The 23,247-nt window shown below is 71.0% G+C and carries 18 protein-coding genes and 3 rRNA genes; 6 read left to right on the top strand and 15 right to left on the bottom strand.

Annotated features, from left to right (window positions below; genetic code table 11):
- Positions 1-117: 117 nt before the first annotated feature.
- Genes OU787_RS23485 through OU787_RS23475 form a run of 3 tightly spaced genes read right to left on the bottom strand, consistent with a single transcriptional unit; the run spans position 118 to position 3,928 of the window.
- On the bottom strand, positions 118-621 hold the full coding sequence (locus OU787_RS23485) for an FtsX-like permease family protein (protein WP_268660458.1): 504 nt from the start codon (positions 619-621) through the stop codon (positions 118-120).
- A complete protein-coding gene (locus tag OU787_RS23480) occupies positions 573-3,059 on the bottom strand; it encodes a hypothetical protein (protein ID WP_268660457.1) in 2,487 nt (828 codons plus the stop codon). Before OU787_RS23480 ends, OU787_RS23485 begins: the two co-directional genes overlap by 49 nt.
- On the bottom strand, positions 3,056-3,928 hold the full coding sequence (locus OU787_RS23475; protein ID WP_157852525.1) for an ABC transporter permease: 873 nt from the start codon (positions 3,926-3,928) through the stop codon (positions 3,056-3,058). The genes OU787_RS23480 and OU787_RS23475 overlap by 4 nt, the downstream gene beginning before the upstream one ends.
- Here OU787_RS23475 and OU787_RS23470 point away from each other — a divergent pair.
- The 3 genes from OU787_RS23470 (at position 3,906) to OU787_RS23460 (ending at position 6,590) form a co-directional block, all read left to right on the top strand.
- Positions 3,906-4,247 carry a hypothetical protein gene (locus tag OU787_RS23470; RefSeq protein WP_157852524.1) on the top strand — a complete coding sequence of 114 codons (342 nt, stop codon included), beginning with the start codon at positions 3,906-3,908 and terminating at the stop codon, positions 4,245-4,247. The genes OU787_RS23475 and OU787_RS23470 overlap by 23 nt on opposite strands.
- Before the next feature lie 336 nt (positions 4,248-4,583).
- Positions 4,584-5,456 carry a hypothetical protein gene (locus OU787_RS23465; protein ID WP_268660456.1) on the top strand — a complete coding sequence of 291 codons (873 nt, stop codon included), beginning with the start codon at positions 4,584-4,586 and terminating at the stop codon, positions 5,454-5,456.
- 171 nt (positions 5,457-5,627) lie between these two features.
- Positions 5,628-6,590, top strand: a complete 963-nt coding sequence (locus OU787_RS23460; protein ID WP_268660455.1) for a hypothetical protein — start codon at positions 5,628-5,630, stop codon at positions 6,588-6,590.
- A gap of 31 nt (positions 6,591-6,621) precedes the next feature.
- Here the strand turns inward: OU787_RS23460 and rrf are convergent.
- The 6 genes from rrf to OU787_RS23430 form a co-directional block, all read right to left on the bottom strand.
- Positions 6,622-6,738: ribosomal RNA gene (gene rrf, locus OU787_RS23455) — 5S ribosomal RNA — on the bottom strand.
- Positions 6,739-6,812: 74 nt separating this feature from the next.
- Positions 6,813-9,918, bottom strand: a 23S ribosomal RNA gene (locus OU787_RS23450).
- A 285-nt stretch (positions 9,919-10,203) separates the two neighbouring features.
- Positions 10,204-11,720 (bottom strand): 16S ribosomal RNA (locus OU787_RS23445).
- Together the 16S, 23S and 5S rRNA genes form the textbook arrangement of a ribosomal RNA operon.
- Positions 11,721-12,129: 409 nt before the next feature.
- The gene (locus tag OU787_RS23440; RefSeq protein ID WP_030458057.1) at positions 12,130-12,921 is read right to left on the bottom strand and encodes a DUF3710 domain-containing protein; all 792 of its coding nucleotides are present in this window, start codon (positions 12,919-12,921) and stop codon (positions 12,130-12,132) included.
- A gap of 160 nt (positions 12,922-13,081) precedes the next feature.
- Positions 13,082-13,549 carry a dUTP diphosphatase gene (dut, locus tag OU787_RS23435; RefSeq protein ID WP_030458056.1) on the bottom strand — a complete coding sequence of 156 codons (468 nt, stop codon included), beginning with the start codon at positions 13,547-13,549 and terminating at the stop codon, positions 13,082-13,084.
- Positions 13,546-14,130 carry a PaaI family thioesterase gene (locus tag OU787_RS23430; RefSeq protein WP_030458055.1) on the bottom strand — a complete coding sequence of 195 codons (585 nt, stop codon included), beginning with the start codon at positions 14,128-14,130 and terminating at the stop codon, positions 13,546-13,548. Before OU787_RS23430 ends, dut begins: the two co-directional genes overlap by 4 nt.
- 95 nt (positions 14,131-14,225) lie before the next feature.
- On the opposite strand from OU787_RS23430, the gene OU787_RS23425 reads away from it, so the two are divergent.
- Positions 14,226-14,696, top strand: a complete 471-nt coding sequence (locus tag OU787_RS23425) for a DUF3093 domain-containing protein (RefSeq protein WP_030458054.1) — start codon at positions 14,226-14,228, stop codon at positions 14,694-14,696.
- Positions 14,697-14,975: 279 nt separating this feature from the next.
- On the opposite strand, the gene OU787_RS23420 is transcribed toward OU787_RS23425, so the two are convergent.
- The 4 genes from OU787_RS23420 to OU787_RS23405 all read right to left on the bottom strand — a co-directional run bounded on the left by OU787_RS23420 (position 14,976) and on the right by OU787_RS23405 (position 19,031).
- Entirely contained in the window at positions 14,976-15,275 is a 300-nt protein-coding gene (locus OU787_RS23420; protein WP_014138508.1) for a DUF4193 domain-containing protein, read from the bottom strand.
- A gap of 580 nt (positions 15,276-15,855) precedes the next feature.
- Complete coding sequence (locus OU787_RS23415) at positions 15,856-16,833, bottom strand: acyl-ACP desaturase (RefSeq protein WP_268660454.1); 978 nt, start codon at positions 16,831-16,833, stop codon at positions 15,856-15,858.
- A gap of 199 nt (positions 16,834-17,032) precedes the next feature.
- Entirely contained in the window at positions 17,033-18,334 is a 1,302-nt protein-coding gene (locus OU787_RS23410; protein ID WP_030458052.1) for a sensor histidine kinase, read from the bottom strand.
- A 43-nt stretch (positions 18,335-18,377) separates the two neighbouring features.
- A complete protein-coding gene (locus tag OU787_RS23405; RefSeq protein WP_030458051.1) occupies positions 18,378-19,031 on the bottom strand; it encodes a response regulator transcription factor in 654 nt (217 codons plus the stop codon).
- Between the two features lie 470 nt (positions 19,032-19,501).
- Here OU787_RS23405 and OU787_RS23400 point away from each other — a divergent pair, with 470 nt between their 5' ends.
- A complete protein-coding gene (locus OU787_RS23400) occupies positions 19,502-19,687 on the top strand; it encodes a hypothetical protein (RefSeq protein ID WP_030458050.1) in 186 nt (61 codons plus the stop codon).
- 117 nt (positions 19,688-19,804) lie between these two features.
- Here OU787_RS23400 and OU787_RS23395 read toward each other — a convergent pair whose 3' ends face one another.
- Together OU787_RS23395 and OU787_RS23390 are read right to left on the bottom strand one after the other, a co-directional pair.
- Entirely contained in the window at positions 19,805-20,605 is an 801-nt protein-coding gene (locus OU787_RS23395; RefSeq protein ID WP_268660453.1) for an inositol monophosphatase family protein, read from the bottom strand.
- A gap of 22 nt (positions 20,606-20,627) precedes the next feature.
- Positions 20,628-21,773, bottom strand: a complete 1,146-nt coding sequence (locus OU787_RS23390; RefSeq protein ID WP_268660452.1) for a ferrochelatase — start codon at positions 21,771-21,773, stop codon at positions 20,628-20,630.
- A 197-nt stretch (positions 21,774-21,970) separates the two neighbouring features.
- Here OU787_RS23390 and OU787_RS23385 point away from each other — a divergent pair, with 197 nt between their 5' ends.
- A complete protein-coding gene (locus OU787_RS23385) occupies positions 21,971-23,215 on the top strand; it encodes an MFS transporter (RefSeq protein WP_268660451.1) in 1,245 nt (414 codons plus the stop codon).
- The last annotated feature ends 32 nt before the right edge of the window (positions 23,216-23,247 follow it).

Here is a 23,247-nt window from a genome sequence, read left to right as displayed (position 1 = left end):
TCCGCCCCACCGACACCCGGCCCCGGCCGGTCGCCCCGCCGGGGCTGCGCGGCCGAGCACGACGGGGCCGCGCGCCGCCCGCGCGCGCCCCCGTCGCACCACCAGGCCGCCGCCCCGCTACTGCGCGCCCTCGCCCAGTCGGAGGACCTGCGGGACCCGCCGCCGGCCCGTCACCCCTTCCAGTGCCGCCGCGCACGGCACCAGCACCAGCAGCCCGACCGCCGCCAGCGCGACGCCCGCCCAGTCCGGGGCGAAGGGCGGCGCGCCCGGACCGGCCGTGAAGGCCCGCAGTTCGAGGGCCGGACCGAGCAGCCACGGCAGCGCCAGGCCGAGCAGCGTGCCGCCGACCACCGCCGCCGCCATCACCGGCAGCAACTGGACGAGCCGGACGCCCGCCGCGGCCCGCCCGCCGAGCCCCAGCGTCCGCAGGTGGGCCAGCATCCGGCCGCGCTCCGCCGAACTCAGCAGCAGCTCCAGCACCACCGCGACCAGCCCCAGCAGCAGCCCGATCGCCGCCGACGCCCGGAACGCCGTCTCCAGCGCGGACACCAGCCCGTCCCCCGCCGAATCCCTCAACTGCCCGTCCAGCAGCCGGATCTCGACCGCCGCGCCACGGCCCACCGCACCGCCCGCGGCCCCGCCGCCCCCGCACCCGCGGCCGCCGCCGACCCGGCGACCACCGCCCGCAGCCGGGCCGCGTCGATCCGCGCCGCGCCCGCCGCCGACCCCGGCCGCCCCGGGTCGGCGAACAGCACCGCCGCGGTGCGCTGCCCGTTCTGCCGCGGCAGCCGCTCCGCCCCCGGCCCGCCGAACACCAACAGCCCGCCCGCGGTCCCGACGTCCCCGACCACCGGGCCGATCGCCCGGTCCGCGGCCGCGCCGTCCGGCAGCACGCCGACGATCCGCACCCGGAACCGGCTCGCCCCCGCGTCCGCGTCGAACGAGCCGTCCGGGAACCGGGCCGCCGTCACCGGGTCGGCCAGCGCCGGGAGTTCCGCGCCCTCGCCGAGCGGCTCGGCCAGCTCCGGGGACGCCGCCAGCGCCGCCGCCAGCGCCGACCCCGGCTCGTACCGGGCCAGCGCCGCCGGGTCCACCCCGGCCAGGCCGACGCCCTTCACCGCCGTCCCGTCGTCGTCCGAGGTCAACGAGGCCAGCCCGCCGCGCACCTGCAGCACCCCCGCCACCCCCGGCACCCGGCCCAACTCCTCCACCGGCAGCGGACGTTGCGCCGGACCCAGGACCACCGCGTCACCGCCCGTACGCCACTGCGCGGCCGCCACCCGGCCCTCCCGGACGGTGCCCGACACCAGCGCGCCGAACACCGCGCAGGCCAACGCCGGCACCAGCACCAGCAGCGCCGTCGCCGCCGCCCCCGACCGCCGCCCGGCCTGCGCCAGCCCCACCAGCGCCACCGCACCCCGCCGGCGCCGCGCCCACCGCGACACCAACCGCAGCGGCACCGGGTACACCCGCAGCACCACGACCACCGCCGCCAGGCCCAACACCACCGGCACCAGAGCCAGTTGAGGATCCGTCTCGGCCCCCGCCGGCGCCGCTCCGCGCAACCGCAACTGCAGCACCCCCGCCCCGGCCAGCACCAGTACCGCCCCCTCCGCCACCAGCCGCGCGGACAGGCCCAGCGCCCGCCGCAGACCCCGCCGGCGCACCGGCTCCCGGCCCGCCCGGCGCACCGCCCGGCCCTGCCACCACACCGCCACCGCCGGCGCGCACGCCACCAGCACCACCGCCGTCACCGCCGGCCACCACGCCCCCAACGGACGCCCGTCGGCCCACCGCACCGACACCGCCCAACCCGCCAGCAGGCCCACCAGGGCCGCCGGAACGGCCTCCAGCAGCCGAACGGCGGCCAGTGCGGGCTCACCCGCACCCCGCGCCCGCTGCAGCGCCAGCGCCGCCTCCCTGCGCCGCGCCCCCAGCCGGGCCGCGGCCACCGCCGTGGACACCCCGATCGCCAGCAGCCCCGCCAGCGCGAACGACTGCAGCGCCACCGTCCGGGCCCGCTGCGCCACGAACGCGTCCACCAGCACCGACAGCTGCTGGGTCAGCCGCGGCGGCGCCACCGTCCGCGTCCCGACCGGGCAGGGGAACCGGTCCGAGATCAGCCCGCCGCACACCGCGACCGCCGCCGTGTTCCCGAACTCCCGCGCCTGCCGGGACAGTTCCCGCGCCCCGGCCGACGTACCGCCCGTCCCCCAGGGCTGCTCCGCCGCCCAGAACACCCAGGCCGCGTCCAGCGTCCGCGCCCCGCGCGACTCCATCGCCTCCAGCCCCGCCGGGGACACCATCGCCTGCCCGTACCGGACGTACTGGCTCGCCTGCACCTGCGTGTCCATCGGCGAGTTCAGCAGCGGCAGCTCCCGCCACAGGTCGTCCGAACCCTCCAGCGGCTCGAACTCGCCGACCACCACCGCCCCGGTGAACCGGGCGTCCCCGGACAGCTGCACCCGCTGGCCGACCTTCAGCCCGAACTGCTCCAACGACGCCGCGGACAGGCCCAGTTCGATCGGCGCCCGCTCCGGATCGGCCGGCAGCCCCGGCGCCCGCCCGGCCACCCAGCGCACCCGGCTCGCCGCGTCCTGCGCGTACACCAGCGACATCACCCCGGCGTTGCCGTGCGGCTCGGGCACCCCGTCGCCCGACAGCTCCATGCCGTCGGCCTGCACCCACCCCGACACCCGGACCAGCGCCCCCGCCAACTCCCCGGACGCACCCTGCCGCATCTTCTCGCCGACCTTGACCAGATCGGTGTCCAGCGTCCCGAACTGCGGCGGCAACGGCCCGCCCCGCCCGTCCACCGGCGCGTTCAGCGACGCCCGCGACACCAGCAGCGGCCCGCCCACCTGCGCCGCGTCCAACCGGCGCGCCAACTCCCTGGTCGCCAACCGGTCGAACACCGGCGGCCACAGCAGCGCCGCGACCGTCAGCACCGCCGCCAGCACCGCCAGCACGGCCGACACCGGCCAGCCCGTCCGGGCCTCCCGCACCGCCGCCCGCCAGCCGCCGAAACCGCCCGGCCGCCATCCGCCCAACCCGGTCATCCGCTCTCCCCCGCCCGAAGCTCACGCGCCAGATCGACCCGCGCCAACATCCGCGACAGCACCAGCACCACCGAACCGGCCCCCAGGCCGGTCGCCAGCACCACCGCCGCCGTCCATCCCCAACCCACCGTCAACTCCAGGGACGGGAACACCGCCCGCCCCCCGCCGTCGACCATGATCAACGGCAGCACCACCGCCGCCAGCACGATGCCCAGCACCCCGCCCAGCAGCACCGCGAACCCCACCACCACCGACTGCTCCAACCGCAGCACCCCGGCCAACTGCCGCCGCCGCACCCCCAGCGCCCGCAGCACCGCGAACTCCCGCCGCCTGGACCGCGCCGACCCCACCGCGTGCACCGTGAACCCGGCCACCGCGAACACCGGCGACAACACCAGCGACAGCACCAGCGCACTGCGCCGCCCGCTCCGGAACGGGTCACCGGCCAGCGCCGCCGCAGCCGCCCGGGCACTCTCCACCCGCCCCAACCGGGGATCCGCCGCCACCGCGCGCTCCGCCCGCACCGCACCGTCCTTCGACGCCGCCGCCAACAGCCACGCCTCGTCCGCCACCGGCCCCAGCCCCAGCACCGCCCGGGCCGCCGACAGCGCCCGCACGTCCACCAGCGCCTGCGGCTCGTCCCGGCCCGCACCACCCGGCAGGTCCGCCAGCTCCCCGACGATCCGCAACCCGAACCGGTCCTCCTCCCCCGACATCACCCGGACCTCCTGGCCCACCCCGTACCCGGTCTCCCGCAGGAACGCCGCGTTCACCACCGCCGGCACCACCCCGCCCTTGCCCGCCGCCTTCTGCACCCCACCCGGCGGCAACAGCGCGAACGACACCGTGTCCGCACCCGAACTCAGCACGAACGACTCCGCCTCGGGCCCGTCCGGCACCCCGATACCCGGATCGACACCGCGCACCACCGCCGACAACAACCCGCCCGCCGGCTGCGACACCTCGCACACCCCCGCCCTCAGCACCTTCGACGACTGCCCCGCGTCCGAACGCCCCGGACACCCCAGCCCCGTGGCCCCGGCCACCCCCCGGGTGACGTCCGTCCACCGCACCCCCTCCGGCAGCGCCGCCCCCGTGATCCCCGACACCGCCAGCGTCAGCGTCGGCCGCCGGAAATCCCGCACCGGCGTGCTCCGCAACGACAACCCCGTCACCTGCACCGGGTAGTGCAACGCCCCCGACCCCAACGGCAGCGACACCGCCCGCGACACCCCGTCCGGCGTCAACCGGGCCCAGGCCGTCGACACCAACCCGCTCGCGTCCTCCACCTGGACCTGCAGCCACACCGGACCGGTCCGCTCCACCGACGCCACCGACACCTGTACCTCCACCGCCGACGGCCGGCCCTCCAGCACCATCCCGTGCACCGGCACCGCCGCCCCCAACTGACCCAACTGCCCTTCCAGCGAACCCCGTTCGAGATCCGAACGGACCGCCGGCACCGCATGCACCCACGCCCCCGACGCCATCCGCTCCGACGTCGCCACCGGCCGCACCGCCGCCGTGTCCACCCCCAGCACCGTGGCCCGCGACCCCCGCACCTCACCCTGCTCCGACACCAACGGCGTCACCGCTGCCACCCCCGGCAGCCCCGCCAACGCCCCGTACCGCGCCCCCGACGGCAACTCGCCCCCCGTCACCCGCAGATCCGCCCCCACCGCGAACGCCGCCCGGTCCCGATCACTCGGCGCCTCGCCCGCGATCACCGTGGTGGTCAACGCCCCCACCGCCAACGCCAACGCCATCAACAGCACCGGAGCACCCTGCCCCGCACGCCCCCGGCTCACCTGCCACCCGCTCAACGGAGCCACCAGCCCCCGCCCGCGCCGCGCCAACGCCTCCAACGCCCGCCCCAACGGCGGCAACAACCGCAACAGCAGCAACGCCGCCGCCACCGTCATCACCACCGGCGCCGCCACCAGCACCGGATCGAACCCGACCGCACTCGACGCCGGACTCAACAACCCCTGGTACTGCCGCAGTTGCAGGTACGCCAGCACCGCCACCGCGGCCAGCACCAGATCCGCCCCCGCCCGCTGCGCCACCGCCCGCCGGGCACTGCGCGGCGGCGCCTCCCGCTCGCCGCCGTCCGCCGTCCACACCACCGGCAGCAGCGCCGCACACCCGTGCAGCACCAACGCCGTCCCCGCCACCGCCCACGACGCCCCACCGGCCGCCGCAGCCGCCGCACCCTCCACCGGCAGCCCCAACCACTCCAACACCCGCAACAGCGGCCCCGCCGCCCACACCCCCAGCACCGCCGCCGGCACCGTGCACAGCGCCCACTCCACCGCGGCCGCCCCCACCAACCGGGCCCGACCCGACCCGCGCGCCAACTGCAACAGCAGCTCGGCCCGCCGGAAATCCGCCAGTTGACGCGCCGTCAGCACCATCGTCACCGCCGACAGCACACCCAGCATCGTCACCGGCACCAACATCCCCGACCGCGCCACCATCATCGGCGACCGCAACTCGTCCAACGCCACCGGAAGATCACTGAACGCCCGCAGCGCGCCCACCGACGGCTCCGCCCCGCGGAACACCGCCTTGGCCGCGTCCCCGCCGGTCAGCCGCTCCACCCGGCTCCGCAACGCCGCCAACCCGTCGACCCGCCACCGCCCCGGATCCGGCAACGCCGTCCACTGCACGTCCAACTCACCACGCAGCGCCGGATTCGCCCGCAACAACTCGCGCGAAGCCAGCGCCACCCCCTCCGCCCCCTTCAACGAGGACGACACCGCCCACGCCCGCCACAGCGGCTCCGACCCCGGCACCTGCCGGTACACCCCGCTGACCGTCACCGGCAGCACCCCGCTCGCCCGCACCAACGGCACCGTCCCGCCCGCCGAGACCCCCACCTGCCGCGCCACCGACTCCGACAGCGCCACCTGCCCCACCCCGGCCGGCCAGGCCCCCTGCGTCAACTCCGCGAACCGCTGCGGATCCGCCACCGCCAACGGCGTCACCGACAACCCCGTCGACGCCCCCGCTCCCGCTCCCGCCCCCGACGTCGGCAACGTCAACGGGATCGACGTGTGCAGCACCTCCTCCACCTGCGCCGTCGTCCCCGGCAACGCCCGCCGCAACGCCGCCCGCACCTGGGCGTCCGCCTTCTCGTCCGCCCCGTCCGCGTACCGCCCCGACACCGAGAGCGACAGCCGCGGATCCCCCGCCAACCGCTGCCGCATCCCCTCCGTCACCGAACTCCCCGTCAACGCCGTCAGCGCCGCCAACACCGCCACGGCCAACAACACCGTCACCGCCGCAGCCCCCAGCACGACCCCGTGCTGCCCGGCCCGCCGCACGCCAACGGGCGATCCCCGCCCCGCCGTTCCCATGTCTCCCCCGCAGCCCTTCCGTCGCCATCCGGTGGTCTGGACCAATCCTGATGACGGGCAGTCTGCCGCCTACCCCCCGGTCAAACAACCGCCCCACGATCACGGACCGGACTCGTTCGACCACCCACCTCCCGGCCGGCCGCCTCTCCGGGAACGCGAAAAAGCCCCCTGACTTCCCGTCAGGGGGCTTTCCCACAATGATTGTTCGGCGGCGTCCTACTCTCCCACAGGGTCCCCCCTGCAGTACCATCGGCGCTGTGAGGCTTAGCTTCCGGGTTCGGAATGTAACCGGGCGTTTCCCTCACGCTATGACCACCGAAACACTATGAAACTGTGTACCGCCCGCGTGTGCGGGGGTCGTTGTTTCAGAACAACACAGTGGACGCGAGCAACTGAGGACAAGCCCTCGGCCTATTAGTACCGGTCAACTCCACCCCTCACAGGGCTTCCATATCCGGCCTATCAACCCAGTCGTCTACTGGGAGCCTTACCCTCTCAAAGGAGGTGGGAGTGCTCATCTCGAAGCAGGCTTCCCGCTTAGATGCTTTCAGCGGTTATCCCTCCCGAACGTAGCCAACCAGCCATGCCCTTGGCAGGACAACTGGCACACCAGAGGTTCGTCCGTCCCGGTCCTCTCGTACTAGGGACAGCCCTTCTCAACACTCCTACGCGCACAGCGGATAGGGACCGAACTGTCTCACGACGTTCTAAACCCAGCTCGCGTACCGCTTTAATGGGCGAACAGCCCAACCCTTGGGACCTACTCCAGCCCCAGGATGCGACGAGCCGACATCGAGGTGCCAAACCATCCCGTCGATATGGACTCTTGGGGAAGATCAGCCTGTTATCCCCGGGGTACCTTTTATCCGTTGAGCGACGGCGCTTCCACAAGCCACCGCCGGATCACTAGTCCCTACTTTCGTACCTGCTCGACCCGTCAGTCTCACAGTCAAGCTCCCTTGTGCACTTACACTCAACACCTGATTGCCAACCAGGCTGAGGGAACCTTTGGGCGCCTCCGTTACCCTTTAGGAGGCAACCGCCCCAGTTAAACTACCCACCAGACACTGTCCCTGATCCGGATCACGGACCCAGGTTAGACATCCAGCACGACCAGAGTGGTATTTCAACGACGACTCCACGACAACTGGCGTTGCCGCTTCACAGTCTCCCACCTATCCTACACAAGCCGAACCGAACACCAATATCAAGCTATAGTAAAGGTCCCGGGGTCTTTCCGTCCTGCTGCGCGAAACGAGCATCTTTACTCGTAATGCAATTTCACCGGGCCTGTGGTTGAGACAGTCGAGAAGTCGTTACGCCATTCGTGCAGGTCGGAACTTACCCGACAAGGAATTTCGCTACCTTAGGATGGTTATAGTTACCACCGCCGTTTACTGGCGCTTAAGTTCTCAGCTTCGCCCGACCGAAATCGGACTAACCGGTCCCCTTAACGTTCCAGCACCGGGCAGGCGTCAGTCCGTATACATCGCCTTACGGCTTCGCACGGACCTGTGTTTTTAGTAAACAGTCGCTTCTCGCTGGTCTCTGCGGCCACCACCAGCTCAGGGAGCAAGTCCCGTCACCAGCAATGGCCCCCCTTCTCCCGAAGTTACGGGGGCATTTTGCCGAGTTCCTTAACCACAGTTCACCCGAACGCCTCGGTATTCTCTACCTGACCACCTGAGTCGGTTTGGGGTACGGGCCGCCATGAAACTCGCTAGAGGCTTTTCTCGACAGCATAGGATCATCCACTTCACCACAATCGGCTCGGCATCAGGTCTCAGACTTGTGTTGCGCGGATTTGCCTACGCAACGTCCTACACCCTTACCCCGGGACTACCACCGCCCGGGCTGGACTACCTTCCTGCGTCACCCCATCGCTCACCTACTACCCCGTTGGGTCACCGGCTCCACCACGTCCCATTGTCCGAAGACTCCGGGCGGCTTCACGGGCTTAGCATCAAGAGGTTCGACGTTGGCGCTTCAAAGCGGGTACGGGAATATCAACCCGTTGTCCATCGACTACGCCTGTCGGCCTCGCCTTAGGTCCCGACTTACCCTGGGCAGATCAGCTTGACCCAGGAACCCTTGGTCAATCGGCGCAAGAGTTTCCCACTCTTGTATCGCTACTCATGCCTGCATTCTCACTCGTGAACCGTCCACAACTCGATTCCTCGGCTGCTTCACCCGGCACACGACGCTCCCCTACCCATCACAGCCTCCGTTGGGAGTATTGCTGCAATGACACGACTTCGGTGGTGTGCTTGAGCCCCGCTACATTGTCGGCGCGGAATCACTTGACCAGTGAGCTATTACGCACTCTTTCAAGGGTGGCTGCTTCTAAGCCAACCTCCTGGTTGTCTCTGCGACTCCACATCCTTTCCCACTTAGCACACGCTTAGGGACCTTAGTCGGTGTTCTGGGCTGTTTCCCTCTCGACCATGGAGCTTATCCCCCACAGTCTCACTGCCGCGCTCTCACTTACCGGCATTCGGAGTTTGGCTAAGGTCAGTAACCCGGTAAGGCCCATCGCCTATCCAGTGCTCTACCTCCGGCAAGAAACACGCGACGCTGCACCTAAATGCATTTCGGGGAGAACCAGCTATCACGGAGTTTGATTGGCCTTTCACCCCTAACCACAGGTCATCCCCCAGGTTTTCAACCCTGGTGGGTTCGGTCCTCCACACGGTCTTACCCGCGCTTCAACCTGCCCATGGCTAGATCACTCCGCTTCGGGTCTTGGGCATGCAACTCTGGGCGCCCTATTCGGACTCGCTTTCGCTACGGCTACCCCACACGGGTTAACCTCGCTACACACCGCAAACTCGCAGGCTCATTCTTCAAAAGGCACGCAGTCACAGCCCGAAGGCTGCCCCCACGGCTTGTAGGCACACGGTTTCAGGTACTATTTCACTCCGCTCCCGCGGTACTTTTCACCATTCCCTCACGGTACTATCCGCTATCGGTCACCAGGGAATATTTAGGCTTAGCGGGTGGTCCCGCCAGATTCACACGGGATTTCTCGGGCCCCGTGCTACTTGGGAAATGAGCAAGCAAGCCGCTGATGTTTCGTCTACGGGGGTCTTACCCTCTACGCCGGACCTTTCGCATGTCCTTCGACTACACCAACGGTTTCTGACTCGCCGACCGGCCGGCAGACCGATCAAGCCCACTCCCACAACCCCGCCGCGGCAACCCCTGCCGGGTCTCACACCACAACGGTTTGGCCTCATCCGGTTTCGCTCGCCACTACTCCCGGAATCACGGTTGTTTTCTCTTCCTGCGGGTACTGAGATGTTTCACTTCCCCGCGTTCCCTCCACACTGCCTATGTGTTCAGCAGCGGGTGACAGCCCATGACGACTGCCGGGTTTCCCCATTCGGACACCCCCGGATCAAAGCTCGGTTGACAGCTCCCCGGGGCCTATCGCGGCCTCCCACGTCCTTCATCGGTTCCTGGTGCCAAGGCATCCACCGTGCGCCCTTAAAAACTTGGCCACAGATGCTCGCGTCCACTGTGCAGTTCTCAAACAACGACCAGACACCCAAACCCGACACCCTGTTACAGGGCGCCCGGCATGAGGCCGGCATCCGCGAGAAAACGATCACTCGTTCCCTCAGGACCCAACAACGTGCCCGGCACAGTCACTCCCAGAGAACCGCGTTCCACGCCCCGAAGGGGCAGTACTGGCGACCTGTTCGCTTCCTGTGCCGAATAGTCAACGTTCCACCCATGAGCTAGCACTCCGGGACGTTCGCCCGAAGCTGCCGTGTGCTCCTTAGAAAGGAGGTGATCCAGCCGCACCTTCCGGTACGGCTACCTTGTTACGACTTCGTCCCAATCGCTGGTCCCACCTTCGACGGCTCCTCCCCTGACGGGTTAGGCCACCGGCTTCGGGTGTTACCGACTTTCGTGACGTGACGGGCGGTGTGTACAAGGCCCGGGAACGTATTCACCGCAGCATGCTGATCTGCGATTACTAGCAACTCCAACTTCATGGGGTCGAGTTGCAGACCCCAATCCGAACTGAGACCGGCTTTTTGGGATTCGCTCCGCCTCGCGGCATCGCAGCCCTTTGTACCGGCCATTGTAGCACGTGTGCAGCCCAAGACATAAGGGGCATGATGATTTGACGTCGTCCCCACCTTCCTCCGAGTTGACCCCGGCAGTCTCCTGTGAGTCCCCGACATTACTCGCTGGCAACACAGAACAAGGGTTGCGCTCGTTGCGGGACTTAACCCAACATCTCACGACACGAGCTGACGACAACCATGCACCACCTGTACACCGACCACAAGGGGGCGCCCATCTCTGGACGTTTCCGGTGTATGTCAAGCCTTGGTAAGGTTCTTCGCGTTGCGTCGAATTAAGCCACATGCTCCGCTGCTTGTGCGGGCCCCCGTCAATTCCTTTGAGTTTTAGCCTTGCGGCCGTACTCCCCAGGCGGGGAACTTAATGCGTTAGCTGCGGCACCGACGACGTGGAATGTCGCCAACACCTAGTTCCCAACGTTTACGGCGTGGACTACCAGGGTATCTAATCCTGTTCGCTCCCCACGCTTTCGCTCCTCAGCGTCAGTAATGGCCCAGAGATCCGCCTTCGCCACCGGTGTTCCTCCTGATATCTGCGCATTTCACCGCTACACCAGGAATTCCGATCTCCCCTACCACACTCCAGCCTGCCCGTATCGAATGCAGACCCGGGGTTGAGCCCCGGGCTTTCACATCCGACGCGACAGGCCGCCTACGAGCTCTTTACGCCCAATAATTCCGGACAACGCTCGCACCCTACGTATTACCGCGGCTGCTGGCACGTAGTTAGCCGGTGCTTCTTCTGCAGGTACCGTCACTTGCGCTTCTTCCCTGCTGAAAGAGGTTTACAACCCGAAGGCCGTCATCCCTCACGCGGCGTCGCTGCATCAGGCTTTCGCCCATTGTGCAATATTCCCCACTGCTGCCTCCCGTAGGAGTCTGGGCCGTGTCTCAGTCCCAGTGTGGCCGGTCGCCCTCTCAGGCCGGCTACCCGTCGTCGCCTTGGTGGGCCGTTACCCCACCAACAAGCTGATAGGCCGCGGGATCATCCTGAACCGCCGGAGCTTTCCACCGACCCCCATGCGGGAGACGGTCGTATCCGGTATTAGACCTCGTTTCCAAGGCTTGTCCCAGAGTTCAGGGCAGATTCCCCACGTGTTACTCACCCGTTCGCCACTGATCCACCCCGAAGGGCTTCACCGTTCGACTTGCATGTGTTAAGCACGCCGCCAGCGTTCGTCCTGAGCCAGGATCAAACTCTCCGTGAATGTCTCCACGGGGAGCGGCACGGCAACCACCGGAATAAGGCGGCCCCGCGCACTGCGTCCTCGCTAGTGTTTTACTTCAAAAGGAATCTCCAACCCCGACAAGTGTCGAGGCCGGGGATGTCAACATATCTGGCGTTGACTTTTGGCACGCTGTTGAGTTCTCAAGGAACGGACACTTCCTTCGACCGGCCTTCCGACCGTATCTCCGGGCGCTTCGTTCTTTCGTGTTCCCAGCTTATCAGAGGTTTTCGCCACCGTTTCACCGGTGTTTCCTCGAACTCGCTTTCGTTCGCCCCTCTCGGCGCGACTCCGGAACTGTACGGGGAGCGGCGGCCGCAAAGCAAATCCGCCCCCGGGCCGGGTGGCACGGGGGCGGAAGGGGACGCGGGGCGTCCGGAAAGGCCGGAGGTCAGTGGACCTCGGTGATCTCGGGGCCGCGCGAGAAGGGGTCGATCGAGCCGCCGGCGTACGGGGACTCGGGCTCGGCGGGGGCGGCGGCGCCGTCCGCGACCATCTGGGCGTCCTCGGGGAGCTTGAGGACGATCGGGTCGCGGGGGGCCATCGGGGCCTCGCCGCGGACCACGACGGTCTGGCGGAAGACCTCTTCGAGGATGCCGGCCATCTCGGGCTGGACGGCCGCCTGGCCGGAGATCACGCCGCGGAGGAACCAGCGGGGGCCGTCGCAGCCGACGAAGCGGACCAGCTGGACGCCCTGGGTGCCGTCCGGGAGTTGGACGGGGACCTGGGCGCGGAGGTGCCAGCCGAGCGGGCCCTCCTCTTCCTCGACGGCGCCGCCCTGGCCGGTGATGCCGGTGGCGATCTCCTCGCGGACCTCGCCCCAGATGCCCTCCGACTTGGGGGCGGCGAACGCCTGGAGCTGGACGGCGCTGTTGCCCAGGACGAGGGTGGCGGCGACGATCGCGTCACCGGCGACCTCGACCCGCAGCTCCATGCCCTCGACGCCGGGGATCAGCAGGCCCCCGAGGTCGACCCGGCCCTCTTCGGGCTTCTCCAACTCGGAGACGTCCCACGGCCCGTCCGGGCGCGGGGCCGGCGGGAGGCCGACCCGGTCGGCCGGGTCCGGTTCGGTGTCGTTCTCGCTCTCGACGGAACCCTCGACGTCATCGGCCGTCTCGTCGGCGCTGATGGCGTCCTCGGCGAGCTGCTCGACAGCGTCCTCGCTCTTGCGACGACGGAACACGGTCACTGTCCTTCCCGGTCCAAGACCGAATCCAAGACCGAACGCGAATATCTGCTACCTGCTACCCATCGGACCGGCCGAAAACCGCTGCAATCGCCGATCGCACCGCTTCCACCCGCTCGTCGTGCTTCGCTCGGTGGAACCGAGACCGCGGCGCATGCTAGACCGCGGCGTGGCCGCCGGTCGAGCCGAACCCGCCTTCGGCACGGACCGAACCCGGGAGTTCACCCACCTCGTGGAAGCGGGCCTTCTCGACCTGCTGGATGACCAGCTGGGCGATCCGGTCGCCGCGCTTGAAGCGGACGGGCTCCTTGGGGTCCAGGTTGACGACGATCACCTTGATCTCACCACGGTACCCGGCATCGACCGTCCCCGGGGCGTTCACCAGTGCAACTCCGCAACGGACCGCGAGGCCGGAGCGCGGGTGCACGAACGCCGCGTAACCGTCCGGTAGCGCGATGGAGATGCCGGTGGGGAGCAGCGCCCGTTCGCCGGGGGCGAGTTCGGCGTCGACGGTGGTGCGCAGGTCGGCTCCGGCGTCGCCGGGGTGCTCGTAGGCGGGGAGCGGGATCTCCGGGTCGAGCCGGCGGATCAGGATGTCGACGGGCGGGCGGACGGGGTCGGTCACGGGTTCACCTCGAAGGCTCGGGCGCGCTTGATCTGGTCGGGGTCGTCCAGGATCTTCTGCACGTCCTCCGGACGACCGTGCGTGGTGAAGTGTTCCAGCTTCACCTGGATGAAGAGTGCCTGTGCCCGGATGGCGACCGGCCCGTCGGGGGCGCCGATCCGGCCCTCGGCGGCGCTGTAGACCTTGCGGCCGTGCACGCCGGTCACCCGGGCGTGGATGTGCAGCACCGAGTCGACGGGGACGGGGCGGACGAAGTCGGTCTCCAGGCGGCCGGTGACGGCAGGGGCGCCGAGCAGCCAGTTGAGCGTGCCGAGGGTCTCGTCCATGGCGCTGACCAGGACGCCGCCGTGGGCCAGGCCGGGGCCGCCCTGGTGGGCCGGTTTGACGGTGAACTGCGCGGTGACGTCGAGGTGTTGGCCGGCGACGGCGGTGAGCTGGAGGCCCTGGGGGTGGTGCGGGCCGCAGCCGAAGCACTCGTCGTAGTGGGAGCCGATGAGGGTGCCGGGTGCGGGGGCCAGCGGGGAGCGCTCGGGGAGGGCGGCGTCCGCGGGCGGGGTGGTGGGGGTGGTGGGTCCGTTCACGGCGCCGACCCTACCTGTCGGTAGGTTTCCGGGACAGGCGCGCCGACGGGGCCCCGGGGGGTCGGCGCGGTGTGCGGAGCGCCCACAATGGGGGCATGTACGAGGAACGTCTCACCGTCCCGCGGTCCTGGTGGCTGCTGTCCGTGGCGCTCGGGCTGTCGCTCGCGCTGATCCTGCTCCGGTTCAGCGGCGTGGCCGCGCTGGTCGGGCTGGTGGTGGGGGTGGTCGCGGGGGCCGCGGCGCTGAGCAGTTACGGGTCGGCGCGGATCCGGGTGGTGCAGGGGTCGCTGGTGGCCGGGCAGGCCCGGGTCCCGGTGAGCGCGCTGGGTGCGGCCGAGGTGCTGAACCCGAAGGAGGCGGTGGCCTGGCGGTCGGTGAAGGCCGATCCGCGGGCGTTCATGCTGCTGCGCAGCTACGTGCCGACGGCGTTGAAGGTCGAGGTGACCGACCCGGCGGACCCGACCCCGTACCTGTACCTGTCGACCCGGTCGCCGCAGAAGCTGGCGGACGCGCTGGCCGGGGCGGCGGGGCGGGGCGCCGAGCGGGGTGCGGCGCGGGAGCGCTGAGGGCGCCGGCAAGACGTACGGCGCTGAGGGCGCCGGTGAAACGTACGGCGCCGCGCGGCGCCGGCAGGCGAAAGGGACGGTCCCACCCGGGGGTGGGGCCGTCCCTTTCGGTCTGTCTGCGAGCCCTGCGGGGGCAGGAGCGCGGCTCGCGCTCTGCCGGGTGCGACCGCTCGGGACGGTCGCTGCTACTGCCTCCGGCCCTGCTGCTCAGGGCCGGACGGGGCGGCGTACCGGGCCGGCGGAGGGGTCTCGCCCGCCCGGGCCAGTGCCGCTCCGTTTTCAGGCGCCGCAGTCCCGGCAGATCGGCTGGCCGTTCTTCTCGCTGTAGAGCTGGCTCCGGTGGTGCACCAGGAAGCAGCTCATGCAGGTGAACTCGTCGGCCTGTCGGGGAAGCACTCGGACCGAGAGCTCCTCGTTCGAGAGGTCGGCGCCCGGAAGCTCCAGCCCCTCGTTGGCGTCGTACTCGTCGACGTCGACCGAGCTGGACGCCTTCTCGTTCCGGCGGGCCTTGAGTTCCTCGATGCTGTCCTCGTTGAGGTCGTCATCGGTCTTGCGTGGGGTGTCGTAGTCCGTTGCCATAGTTTTCGCTCTCCCCCTTTGGGTGTGTGCGGGTATCTCCAGCGCACGTAACGCCTGGGGGGCCGGTCTTGTGCCCGACCCGAGGCCGAGATTGTGCCTTACTTCAAGCCCCGTTACTCAATCGACATCCGGACAGGGGCCCGTTGGGGTGATCGAACGAGGTCCGAACACCGTCCACCGTACGGGTGAAGCGGTTCGGACCGGAACTTTCCGATCATCACGGTCGGTGATCATCCGGGAGCACCGGGGGCGGCAACTCGGCGGCGGCGAAAGGTTCTTGGCGTCCGGGCGGGGCGCCATCGGCCGGATCGGGCGACTACCCAGTGCGACCGGCCCACCCGAACGAGTGATCACACCATCGAGGGATCCGGGTACGCCTTCCGGACAGGTGTGAGGTTCGTCACATTGGGCGCGACAGCGGGCGTTTGCCGCCAAAGCGGGCCTTTCGTCCGGAGTGCGCGCGACCGGTTTGTCCGCATACCGACCGGTGCGTCCAGGTCCGGCCGGAGAGTCGCCGGAGGACCGCTGGGCGACTCGCGGAGGGCCGGCCCGTGGAGGGCCGGCCCGGGGCGGTGGCGGATCAGGCCCGGGCGGCGGCCGCGGCGGCGCGGCGAGCCAGCAGGGCGGCCTGGCGCTCGTCGAAGCGGGTCGCCTGGGCGTCCAGACCGGCCAGGAAGGCCCCCAGCTCGTCCTGGGCGTGCTGGCCGACCGGGCCGAGGCCGGAGACCTCCATGACCTTCAGGTGGCGCAGCACGGGCTGCAGCACGTCGTCGTGGTGGATCCGCAGGTTGTAGATGCCGCCGATGGCGATCTGGGCGGCCGAGCGCTCGAAGCCGGGCATGCCGTGGCCGGGCATCCGGAAGTTGATCACCACGTCGGCGACGGCGCGCATGGCCTGGTCGGGGGCGAGCTCCAGGGCGGCCTTGAGCAGGTTCCGGTAGAAGACCATGTGCAGGTTCTCGTCGTTGGCGATCTTGGCCAGCAGCTGGTCGCAGAGCGGGTCGCCGGAGTGGTGGCCGGTGTTGCGGTGGGCGATCCGGGTGGCCAGCTCCTGGAAGGCGACGTAGGCGACGGACTGCAGCATGCTGTGCGCGTTGTCGGACTCGAAGCCCTCGGACATGTGCGCCATCCGGGCCCGCTCCAGCTCGACCGGGTCGACGGCGCGGGTGGCCAGCAGGTAGTCGCGGATCGCTATCCCGTGCCGGCCCTCCTCGGCGGTCCAGCGGTGCACCCAGGCGCCCCAGGCGCCCTCGCGGCCGAACATGGTGGCGATCTCGTGGTGGTAGCTCGGGAGGTTGTCCTCGGTGAGCAGGTTGACCACCAGCGAGATCCGGCCCAGCGGGGTGACCTTGGACTGCTCCAGCGACCACGCCTCGCCCCCGAGCACGCCGTCGAAGTCCCGCCCCTGGCTCCACGGCACGAACTCGTGCGGCATCCACTCCTTGGCCACCTTGAGGTGGCGGTTGAGCTCGGTCTCCACGACCTCCTCGAGCGCGAGGATCAGCCTGGCGTCGGTCCAGGCGGTCGTGGCGGTTCGCTGCACGGGGGCGATGGTCACGGCGTTGCTCCTGCGAGTGGGACGGGCTGACCTACGGCTGCGTAGGTTACGACACCGTAAGTTGTCGCGGCCGCAAATGACAAGCCGCCCCTGTCCAGCGCTTATGTCGTTCCGACACGGCTGGGCGGGGGCGGCTGGAGGAGCGCCGCGGGCCGGAGCGCCCGAGGGGGCCGGTGCGGCCCCGGGGGCGCCCGGACGGCTAAGGGATGCGGACCTGGATCCGCAGGCCGCCTCCGGGGCGGGCAGTGACCTCGATGGTGCCTCCGTGGGCGCGCACCACCGAGCGGACGATGGACAGGCCGAGCCCGACGCCCTTGTCGCTGCGGGTGCGGTCGGTGCTCTTGAGCCGCCGGAACGGCTCGAAGATGTGCTCCAGCTCGTAGCCGGGCACGACCGGGCCGGTGTTGCTGACCACCAGCTCGCCGCCCCCGCCGCGGACGGGCGAGGTGGCGATCTCCACCCAGCCGCCGGGGCTGTTGTAGCGGGCGCCGTTCTGCAGCAGGTTGAGCGCGATCCGCTCCAGCAGCACGCCGTTGCCGTGCGCGGGGGCGGGCGCCAGCTGGGCGCGCAGTTCGACCTCGCGGTTGGCGGCCTCGGCCCGGGTCTGCTCCATGGCGCGCTGGGCGACCTCGGCGAGGTCGACCGGGCGGCGCTCGGTGAGCTCGTTCTCGCTGCGGGCCAGCAGCAGCAGGCCCTCGACCAGCTGCTCGCTGCGTTCGTTGGTGGCCAGCAGGGTCTTGCCGAGTTGCTGCAGGTCGGGCGAGGCCTCCGGGTCGGCCAGCTGGACCTCCAGCAGGGTGCGGTTGATCGCCAGCGGGGTGCGCAGCTCGTGCGAGGCGTTGGCGACGAAGCGGCGCTGCGAGTCGAAGGCGCGGTCGAGCCGCTCCAGCATCTCGTCGAAGGTGTCGGCGAGCTCCTTGAGCTCGTCGTCCGGGCCGTCCAGGTCGATCCGGCGGTGCAGGTCGCTGCCGGCCACCTCGCGGGCGGTGCGGGTGATCCGGCCGAGCGGGTGGAGCACCCGGCCGGCCATCGCGTAGCCGACCGCGAAGGCGATCACGGCCAGGAAGACCAGCGCGGTCAGGGCGCGGCGCAGCAGGGTGGACAGCGCCTGGCTGCTGTTGGCCTCCTGGATGCCGCTCATCACCCGGTCCAGGGTGGCCTGGTCGGTGATCTCCTGGCCGTTGAGGGTGACCGAGACCCGGGGGCCGAGGGTGAGGTGCGGCAGCTGGGCCTGGTCGAAGGCGGAGCGGACGAAGTAGTACATCAACAGCAGCAGCACCACGCCGGCCATCAGGAACATCCCGCCGTACAGCAGGGTGAGCCGGATCCGGATGGTGGGGCGCAGGGACAGCCAGGCGAACAGGCCGTCCCCGGGGTGGTACGTGTCGTCGGCGCGGTCGCGGTCGGGGCGGCCCGGGGGGTGCGCCGGTCGTGGGGGCACCTGGTGCGGGCCCGGGGCGGGCGTGCCGGGGGCCCCGCCGGGGAGTGGCGGGGTGGTCATGGCCGGAGGTCCTCTCAGACGGTGGGCGGTTCGGGGGTGCGGGTCACACCCGGTAGCCGGAGCCGGGCACGGTGACGATCACCGGCGGGTCCCCGAGCTTGCGGCGCAGGGTCATCACGGTGACCCGGACCACGTTGGTGAACGGGTCGGTGTGCTCGTCCCAGGCCTTCTCCAGCAGCTGCTCGGCGGAGACCACCGCGCCGCCGGCCCGCATCAGGACCTCCAGGACGGCGAACTCCTTGGGCGCGAGCTGGACGGGCTTGCCGTCCCGGATGACCTCGCGGCGGCCGGGGTCGAGGCTGATCCCGGCGCGCTCCAGCACGGGGGGCAGCGGGACGGTGGCGCGGCGGCCCAGCGCCCTTACCCGGGCGACGAGTTCGCTGAAGGCGAACGGCTTGGGGAGGTAGTCGTCGGCGCCGATCTCCAGGCCCTCGACCCGGTCGCTGATGTCGCCGGAGGCGGTGAGCATGATCACCCGGGTGGCCAGGCCCTGTTCGACCACCCGGCGGCAGACGTCGTCGCCGTGGACCAGCGGGAGGTCCCGGTCGAGCACCACCACGTCGTAGTCGTTCACGGCGATCCGCTGCAGCGCGGCCTCCCCGTCGTAGACGACGTCGACCGCCATGGCCTCCCGGCGCAGGCCGGTGGCGACGGCCTCGGCGAGCAGCTGCTCGTCCTCGACGACGAGTACCCGCACGGTGGTTGTCCCTTCTGCTGGAGCGGCCCTGGCCGTGCCTGCCCGTGCGGGCCGTGGTGCGCCGGGCGCGGATCCGGACAGACGGATCCGACGGTGCCTCCATCCTGCCTGGTCGCGCGGTAAAGCAGTCGTAAGTCCGGTGCGCCGTCCGCGAAAACGGAGCGGTGCGGGCGCGTTTGGACTGTGACTCGGGCAACTTTCCGAGGAGTTGGAGGTTTCCCCGGCCGAGGGGTGGGGAGGACACGTGCACACCGTGATGCCGTCCCGTGGCGCGTCACGGCCACCACCACCCGCCGAGTGCCCCATCCGCACCGGCCTGGGACGGAAAGCCACCGGGTCGCGGCCGCCGAGCCGCCCGAGCGCCCGACCGGAACCTGCGTCCGGTCAACGGTGCCCGTCCTGGGTTTGTCCGGTTCCCGCGCCGGGGGGTCGCTCGGGCCGCGCCCGTCGACACAGCAAAGGGGGCCCGTATGGACGCCTTCACCGCCGGAATCCTTCAGCGGATCAAGAACGCCGAGCAGGATCTGCACCGCGCGATCGAGTCCGGGGACGAGTTCCTGGCCGAGGTCGAGCAGTCCGAGCTGGAGGACCTCCAGCGCCTCGCCACCGAACACGGAGTGGACCCGGTCCTCGGCACGCACCGCTCCGCCGCCTGACCGCTCCCCTTCATTCTTCCCGTACGGCGAGAGCCCCGGCCCGGTTCCCCGGGCCGGGGCTCTCGGCTGTCCGCGGGACGCGGGACGCCGGACGCTGGACGCCGGACGCGGAGGGGATCAGTCGTGCCAGGCGCCGAGCGCCTCCAGCCGGGCCTGCAGCGGTTCGAACAGGCCGGGCGGGGCGGCGACCGTGAGCTCGCCGTCGGCGGGCAGGCCGGGGCGGGAGCCGGTGAGCGCGCCCGCCTCGCGGGCGATCAGCAGGCCGGCGGCGCGGTCCCAGGGGGCCAGGCCGCGCTCGTAGTAGCCGTCGAACCGGCCGGCCGCCAGGTCGCACAGGTCGACGGCGGCCGCCCCGCCCCGACGGACGTCGCGCACCTCGCCCATCAGCGCGTGCAGCACCTCGGCCTGGTGCACCCGCCGCTCGCGCAGGTAGCCGAAGCCGGTCGCCACCAGCGCCTGCCCCCAGGCCGGGGCCGGGCGGACGGCGAGCGGGCGGCCGTCCAGCGTCGCGCCGCCGCCGCGCACGGCCTGGAACAGCTCGCCGCGGGCGGGCACGAAGACCACGCCGACCACCGCCTCGCCGTCCAGTTCGGCGGCCACGCTGACCGCCCAGGAGGGCAGCCCGTACAGGTAGTTGACGGTGCCGTCGAGCGGGTCGACCACCCAGCGGACCCCGCTGGTGCCGGGGTGGTCGGCGCCCTCCTCGCCGAGGTAGCCGTCGTCCGGGCGGCGGGCCGAGATCAGCTCCAGCACCAGCTTCTCGGAGGCCAGGTCCATCTCGGTCACCACGTCCACCGGGCTGCTCTTGGTGGCGGCCACCCCGAGGTCCGCGGGCCGGCCGTCGCGCAGCAGGGCGCCGGCCCGGGTGGCGGCCTCGACGGCGGTGGCGAGGAGTTCCTGCAGCAGGTCGTCGGTCACGGGGTCCTCGTCTTCTCGGGGATCAGGCTTCTTGGGCGGCGGCGGGGCGGGGGGCCCGCGGGTTGGGGCAGCAGGCGGTGGCGCACAGGTCGTGACTGGGGCCGAGGGCGCCCAGCGCGCACCGGGTGACCGGCTCGCCGCGCTGTGCGGCGGCCCGCTCCAGCACCAGGTCCCGGACGGCGGCGGCGAACCGCGGGTCGGCGCCGACGGTGGCGGCCCGGGCGACCGGCAGGCCGAGTTCGGCGGCCTTGGCCACCGCCTCGGTGTCCAGGTCGTACTTGACCTCCATGTGGTCGGAGACGAAGCCGATCGGCACCATCACCACGGCCTCGGCGCCGTCCGCGTGCTGCGCCTCCAGGTGGTCGCAGACGTCGGGCTCCAGCCACGGGGTGTGCGGGGCGCCGGAGCGGCTCTGGTAGACCAGCTGCCAGGGCCGGTCGGCGACGCCGGTGCGCTCGGCGACCGCGGCGGCGATCAGCCGGGCGACGTCCAGGTGCTGGGCGACGTAGGCGCCGCCGGGGGTGCCGCGGGCCGGGTCGTCGGGGGCGCCGGAGGTCTCGGCCATCGCGGTCGGGATCGAGTGCGTGGTGAACGCCAGCCGGGCGCCGTCGCGGGCCCCGGCCGGGAGTGCGGCGAGCGCGGCGAGGGTGGCGTCGGTCATCGGCTCGACGAAGCCGGGGTGGTTGTAGAAGTGCCGCAGCTTGTCCACCGTCAGCTCGGGGCGGCCCTCGGCGGCCAGTTGCGCCAGCGCGTCGGCCAGGTTCTCCCGGTACTGCCGGCAGCCCGAGTACCCGGCGTAGGCGCTGGTGGCGAGCACCAGCACCCGGCGGTGCCCGTCGTCGGCGATCTCCCGCAGGGCGTCGACCAGGTACGGGGCCCAGTTCCGGTTGCCCCAGTACACCGGCAGGTCCAGGCCGTGGTCGGCGAAGTCCTTGCGCAGCGCGGCCAGCAGTTCGCGGTTCTGCTCGTTGATCGGGCTGACGCCGCCGAACAGGAAGTAGTGCTTGCCGACCTCGGCCAGCCGCTCCTTGGGGATGCCGCGGCCCCGGGTGACGTTCTCCAGGAAGGGCACCACGTCCTCGGGGCCCTCCGGCCCCCCGAAGGACAGCAGCAGCAGCGCGTCGTACGGCGCGGGTTCGGCGGGGCGGGGGGTGCGCGTGTCGGACATGGCTCCGATCCTGCCACCCGGAACGGACCGGCCGGTGCACGGGCGGCGGCCGGGCGGTGTCCGGGTTGTCCGCGAACAACCCGGATGCGGACGTTCGCCCACGCTTCGTAAGCTGTCCGGGCGAAGGTCGCACATTACCGATGGTTGCGTCCCCCACCCATCAGCCCCCGATCCGACCCCCGACGGAGCCACCCCCCGTGCTGTCCAGCTACCGCCAGATATTCGCCGCCCCCGGTTCCCTGGCCTTCTCCTCCGCCGGGCTGGTCGCCCGGCTGCCGATCTCCATGACCGGGATCGGCATCGTCACCATGCTCGGCCGGATCAAGGACTCCTACTGGCTGGGCAGCCTGCTCTCCGCCGTCCTCGCGGTCTCCGCCGCGGTCCTGGGCCCGCGCATCTCCCGCCTGGTCGACCGCCACGGCCAGCGCCGGGTCGCGCTCCCCGCCACCGGCGTCACCGTGCTGGCCGCCGCCGGGCTGCTGCTCGGCGCGCACTACGGCTTCCCGGACTGGACGCTGTTCGTCTTCGCGGCCGGCATGGGCACCATGCCCAGCACCGGCTCGATGGTCCGCGCCCGCTGGGCCCACCTCTACCGGGACGCGCCGCCCAAGCTGCACACCGCGTACTCCTTCGAGGCCGTCGCGGACGAGATCTGCTTCATCATCGGCCCGATCCTGGCCGCCACCCTGGCCACCTCGCTCTTCCCCGAGTCCGGCCTGCTGCTGGCCGGGGTCTTCCTGGTGGTCGGCGTCCTGCTGTTCACCGCCCAGCGCCGCACCGAGCCCCCGGCCCACCCGGTCGAGCACCGCAGCGGCAGCCCGGTCGTCCGGGACAAGGGCATCCAGACCCTGATCCTGACGCTGGCCGCGGTCGGCGGCGTCTTCGGCTCGGTCGAGGTGGTCACCGTGGCCTTCGCCCGCGCCCAGGGGCACCCGGCCGCGTCCGGCGGCGTGCTGGCCGTGTACGCGCTCGGCTCCTGCCTGGCCGGGGCGGTCTTCGGCGCGCTGAAGTTCACCGCCCCGCTGGACCGCCGCTTCCTGGTCGGCGTCGGCGTGATGGCCGCCGGGATGGCGCCGCTGATCCTCGCCGCCCAGCTGCTGCACGGCACCGCCGCGCTGGTCGGGGTCGGCGCCGCGCTCTTCCTCTCCGGCCTGGCCATCTCCCCCACCCTGATCACCTCGATGGCGCTGGTGGAACGGCTCGTCCCGGCCGCGCAGCTCACCGAGGGCATGACCTGGACCACCACCGGCCTGGCCCTCGGCGTGGCCGTCGGCTCCTCGGCGGCCGGCATCGTCGTCGACGCCGGGGGCAGCGCCAACGGCTACTGGGTGCCGGTGGCCGCCGCCGCCCTCTCCGCGGTCGCCGCCTACACCGGCCTGCCCCGGCTGCGCCGCCGGCTCGCCGCGGCGCAGCCGGCCGAGGCGGAGGCGGTGCGCTCCTGAGCCGGCCGGAGCTCCCCGCCCCGAACCGTAGA

Source organism: Kitasatospora sp. YST-16 (assembly GCF_026802215.1).
Taxonomy (GTDB): Bacteria; Actinomycetota; Actinomycetes; order Streptomycetales; family Streptomycetaceae; genus Kitasatospora; species Kitasatospora cineracea.
This window is presented reverse-complemented; position numbering and strand designations above follow the sequence as displayed.

Coding starts and splice junctions, on each gene's coding strand:
- OU787_RS23390 (WP_268660452.1), bottom strand. CDS start 21,773: ATGTCCGACACGCGCACCCCCCGCCCCGCCGAACCCGCGCCGTACGAC.
- OU787_RS23420 (WP_014138508.1), bottom strand. CDS start 15,275: ATGGCAACGGACTACGACACCCCACGCAAGACCGATGACGACCTCAAC.
- OU787_RS23425 (WP_030458054.1), top strand. CDS start 14,226: ATGTACGAGGAACGTCTCACCGTCCCGCGGTCCTGGTGGCTGCTGTCC.
- OU787_RS23410 (WP_030458052.1), bottom strand. CDS start 18,334: ATGACCACCCCGCCACTCCCCGGCGGGGCCCCCGGCACGCCCGCCCCG.
- OU787_RS23480 (WP_268660457.1), bottom strand. CDS start 3,059: ATGACCGGGTTGGGCGGATGGCGGCCGGGCGGTTTCGGCGGCTGGCGG.
- OU787_RS23400 (WP_030458050.1), top strand. CDS start 19,502: ATGGACGCCTTCACCGCCGGAATCCTTCAGCGGATCAAGAACGCCGAG.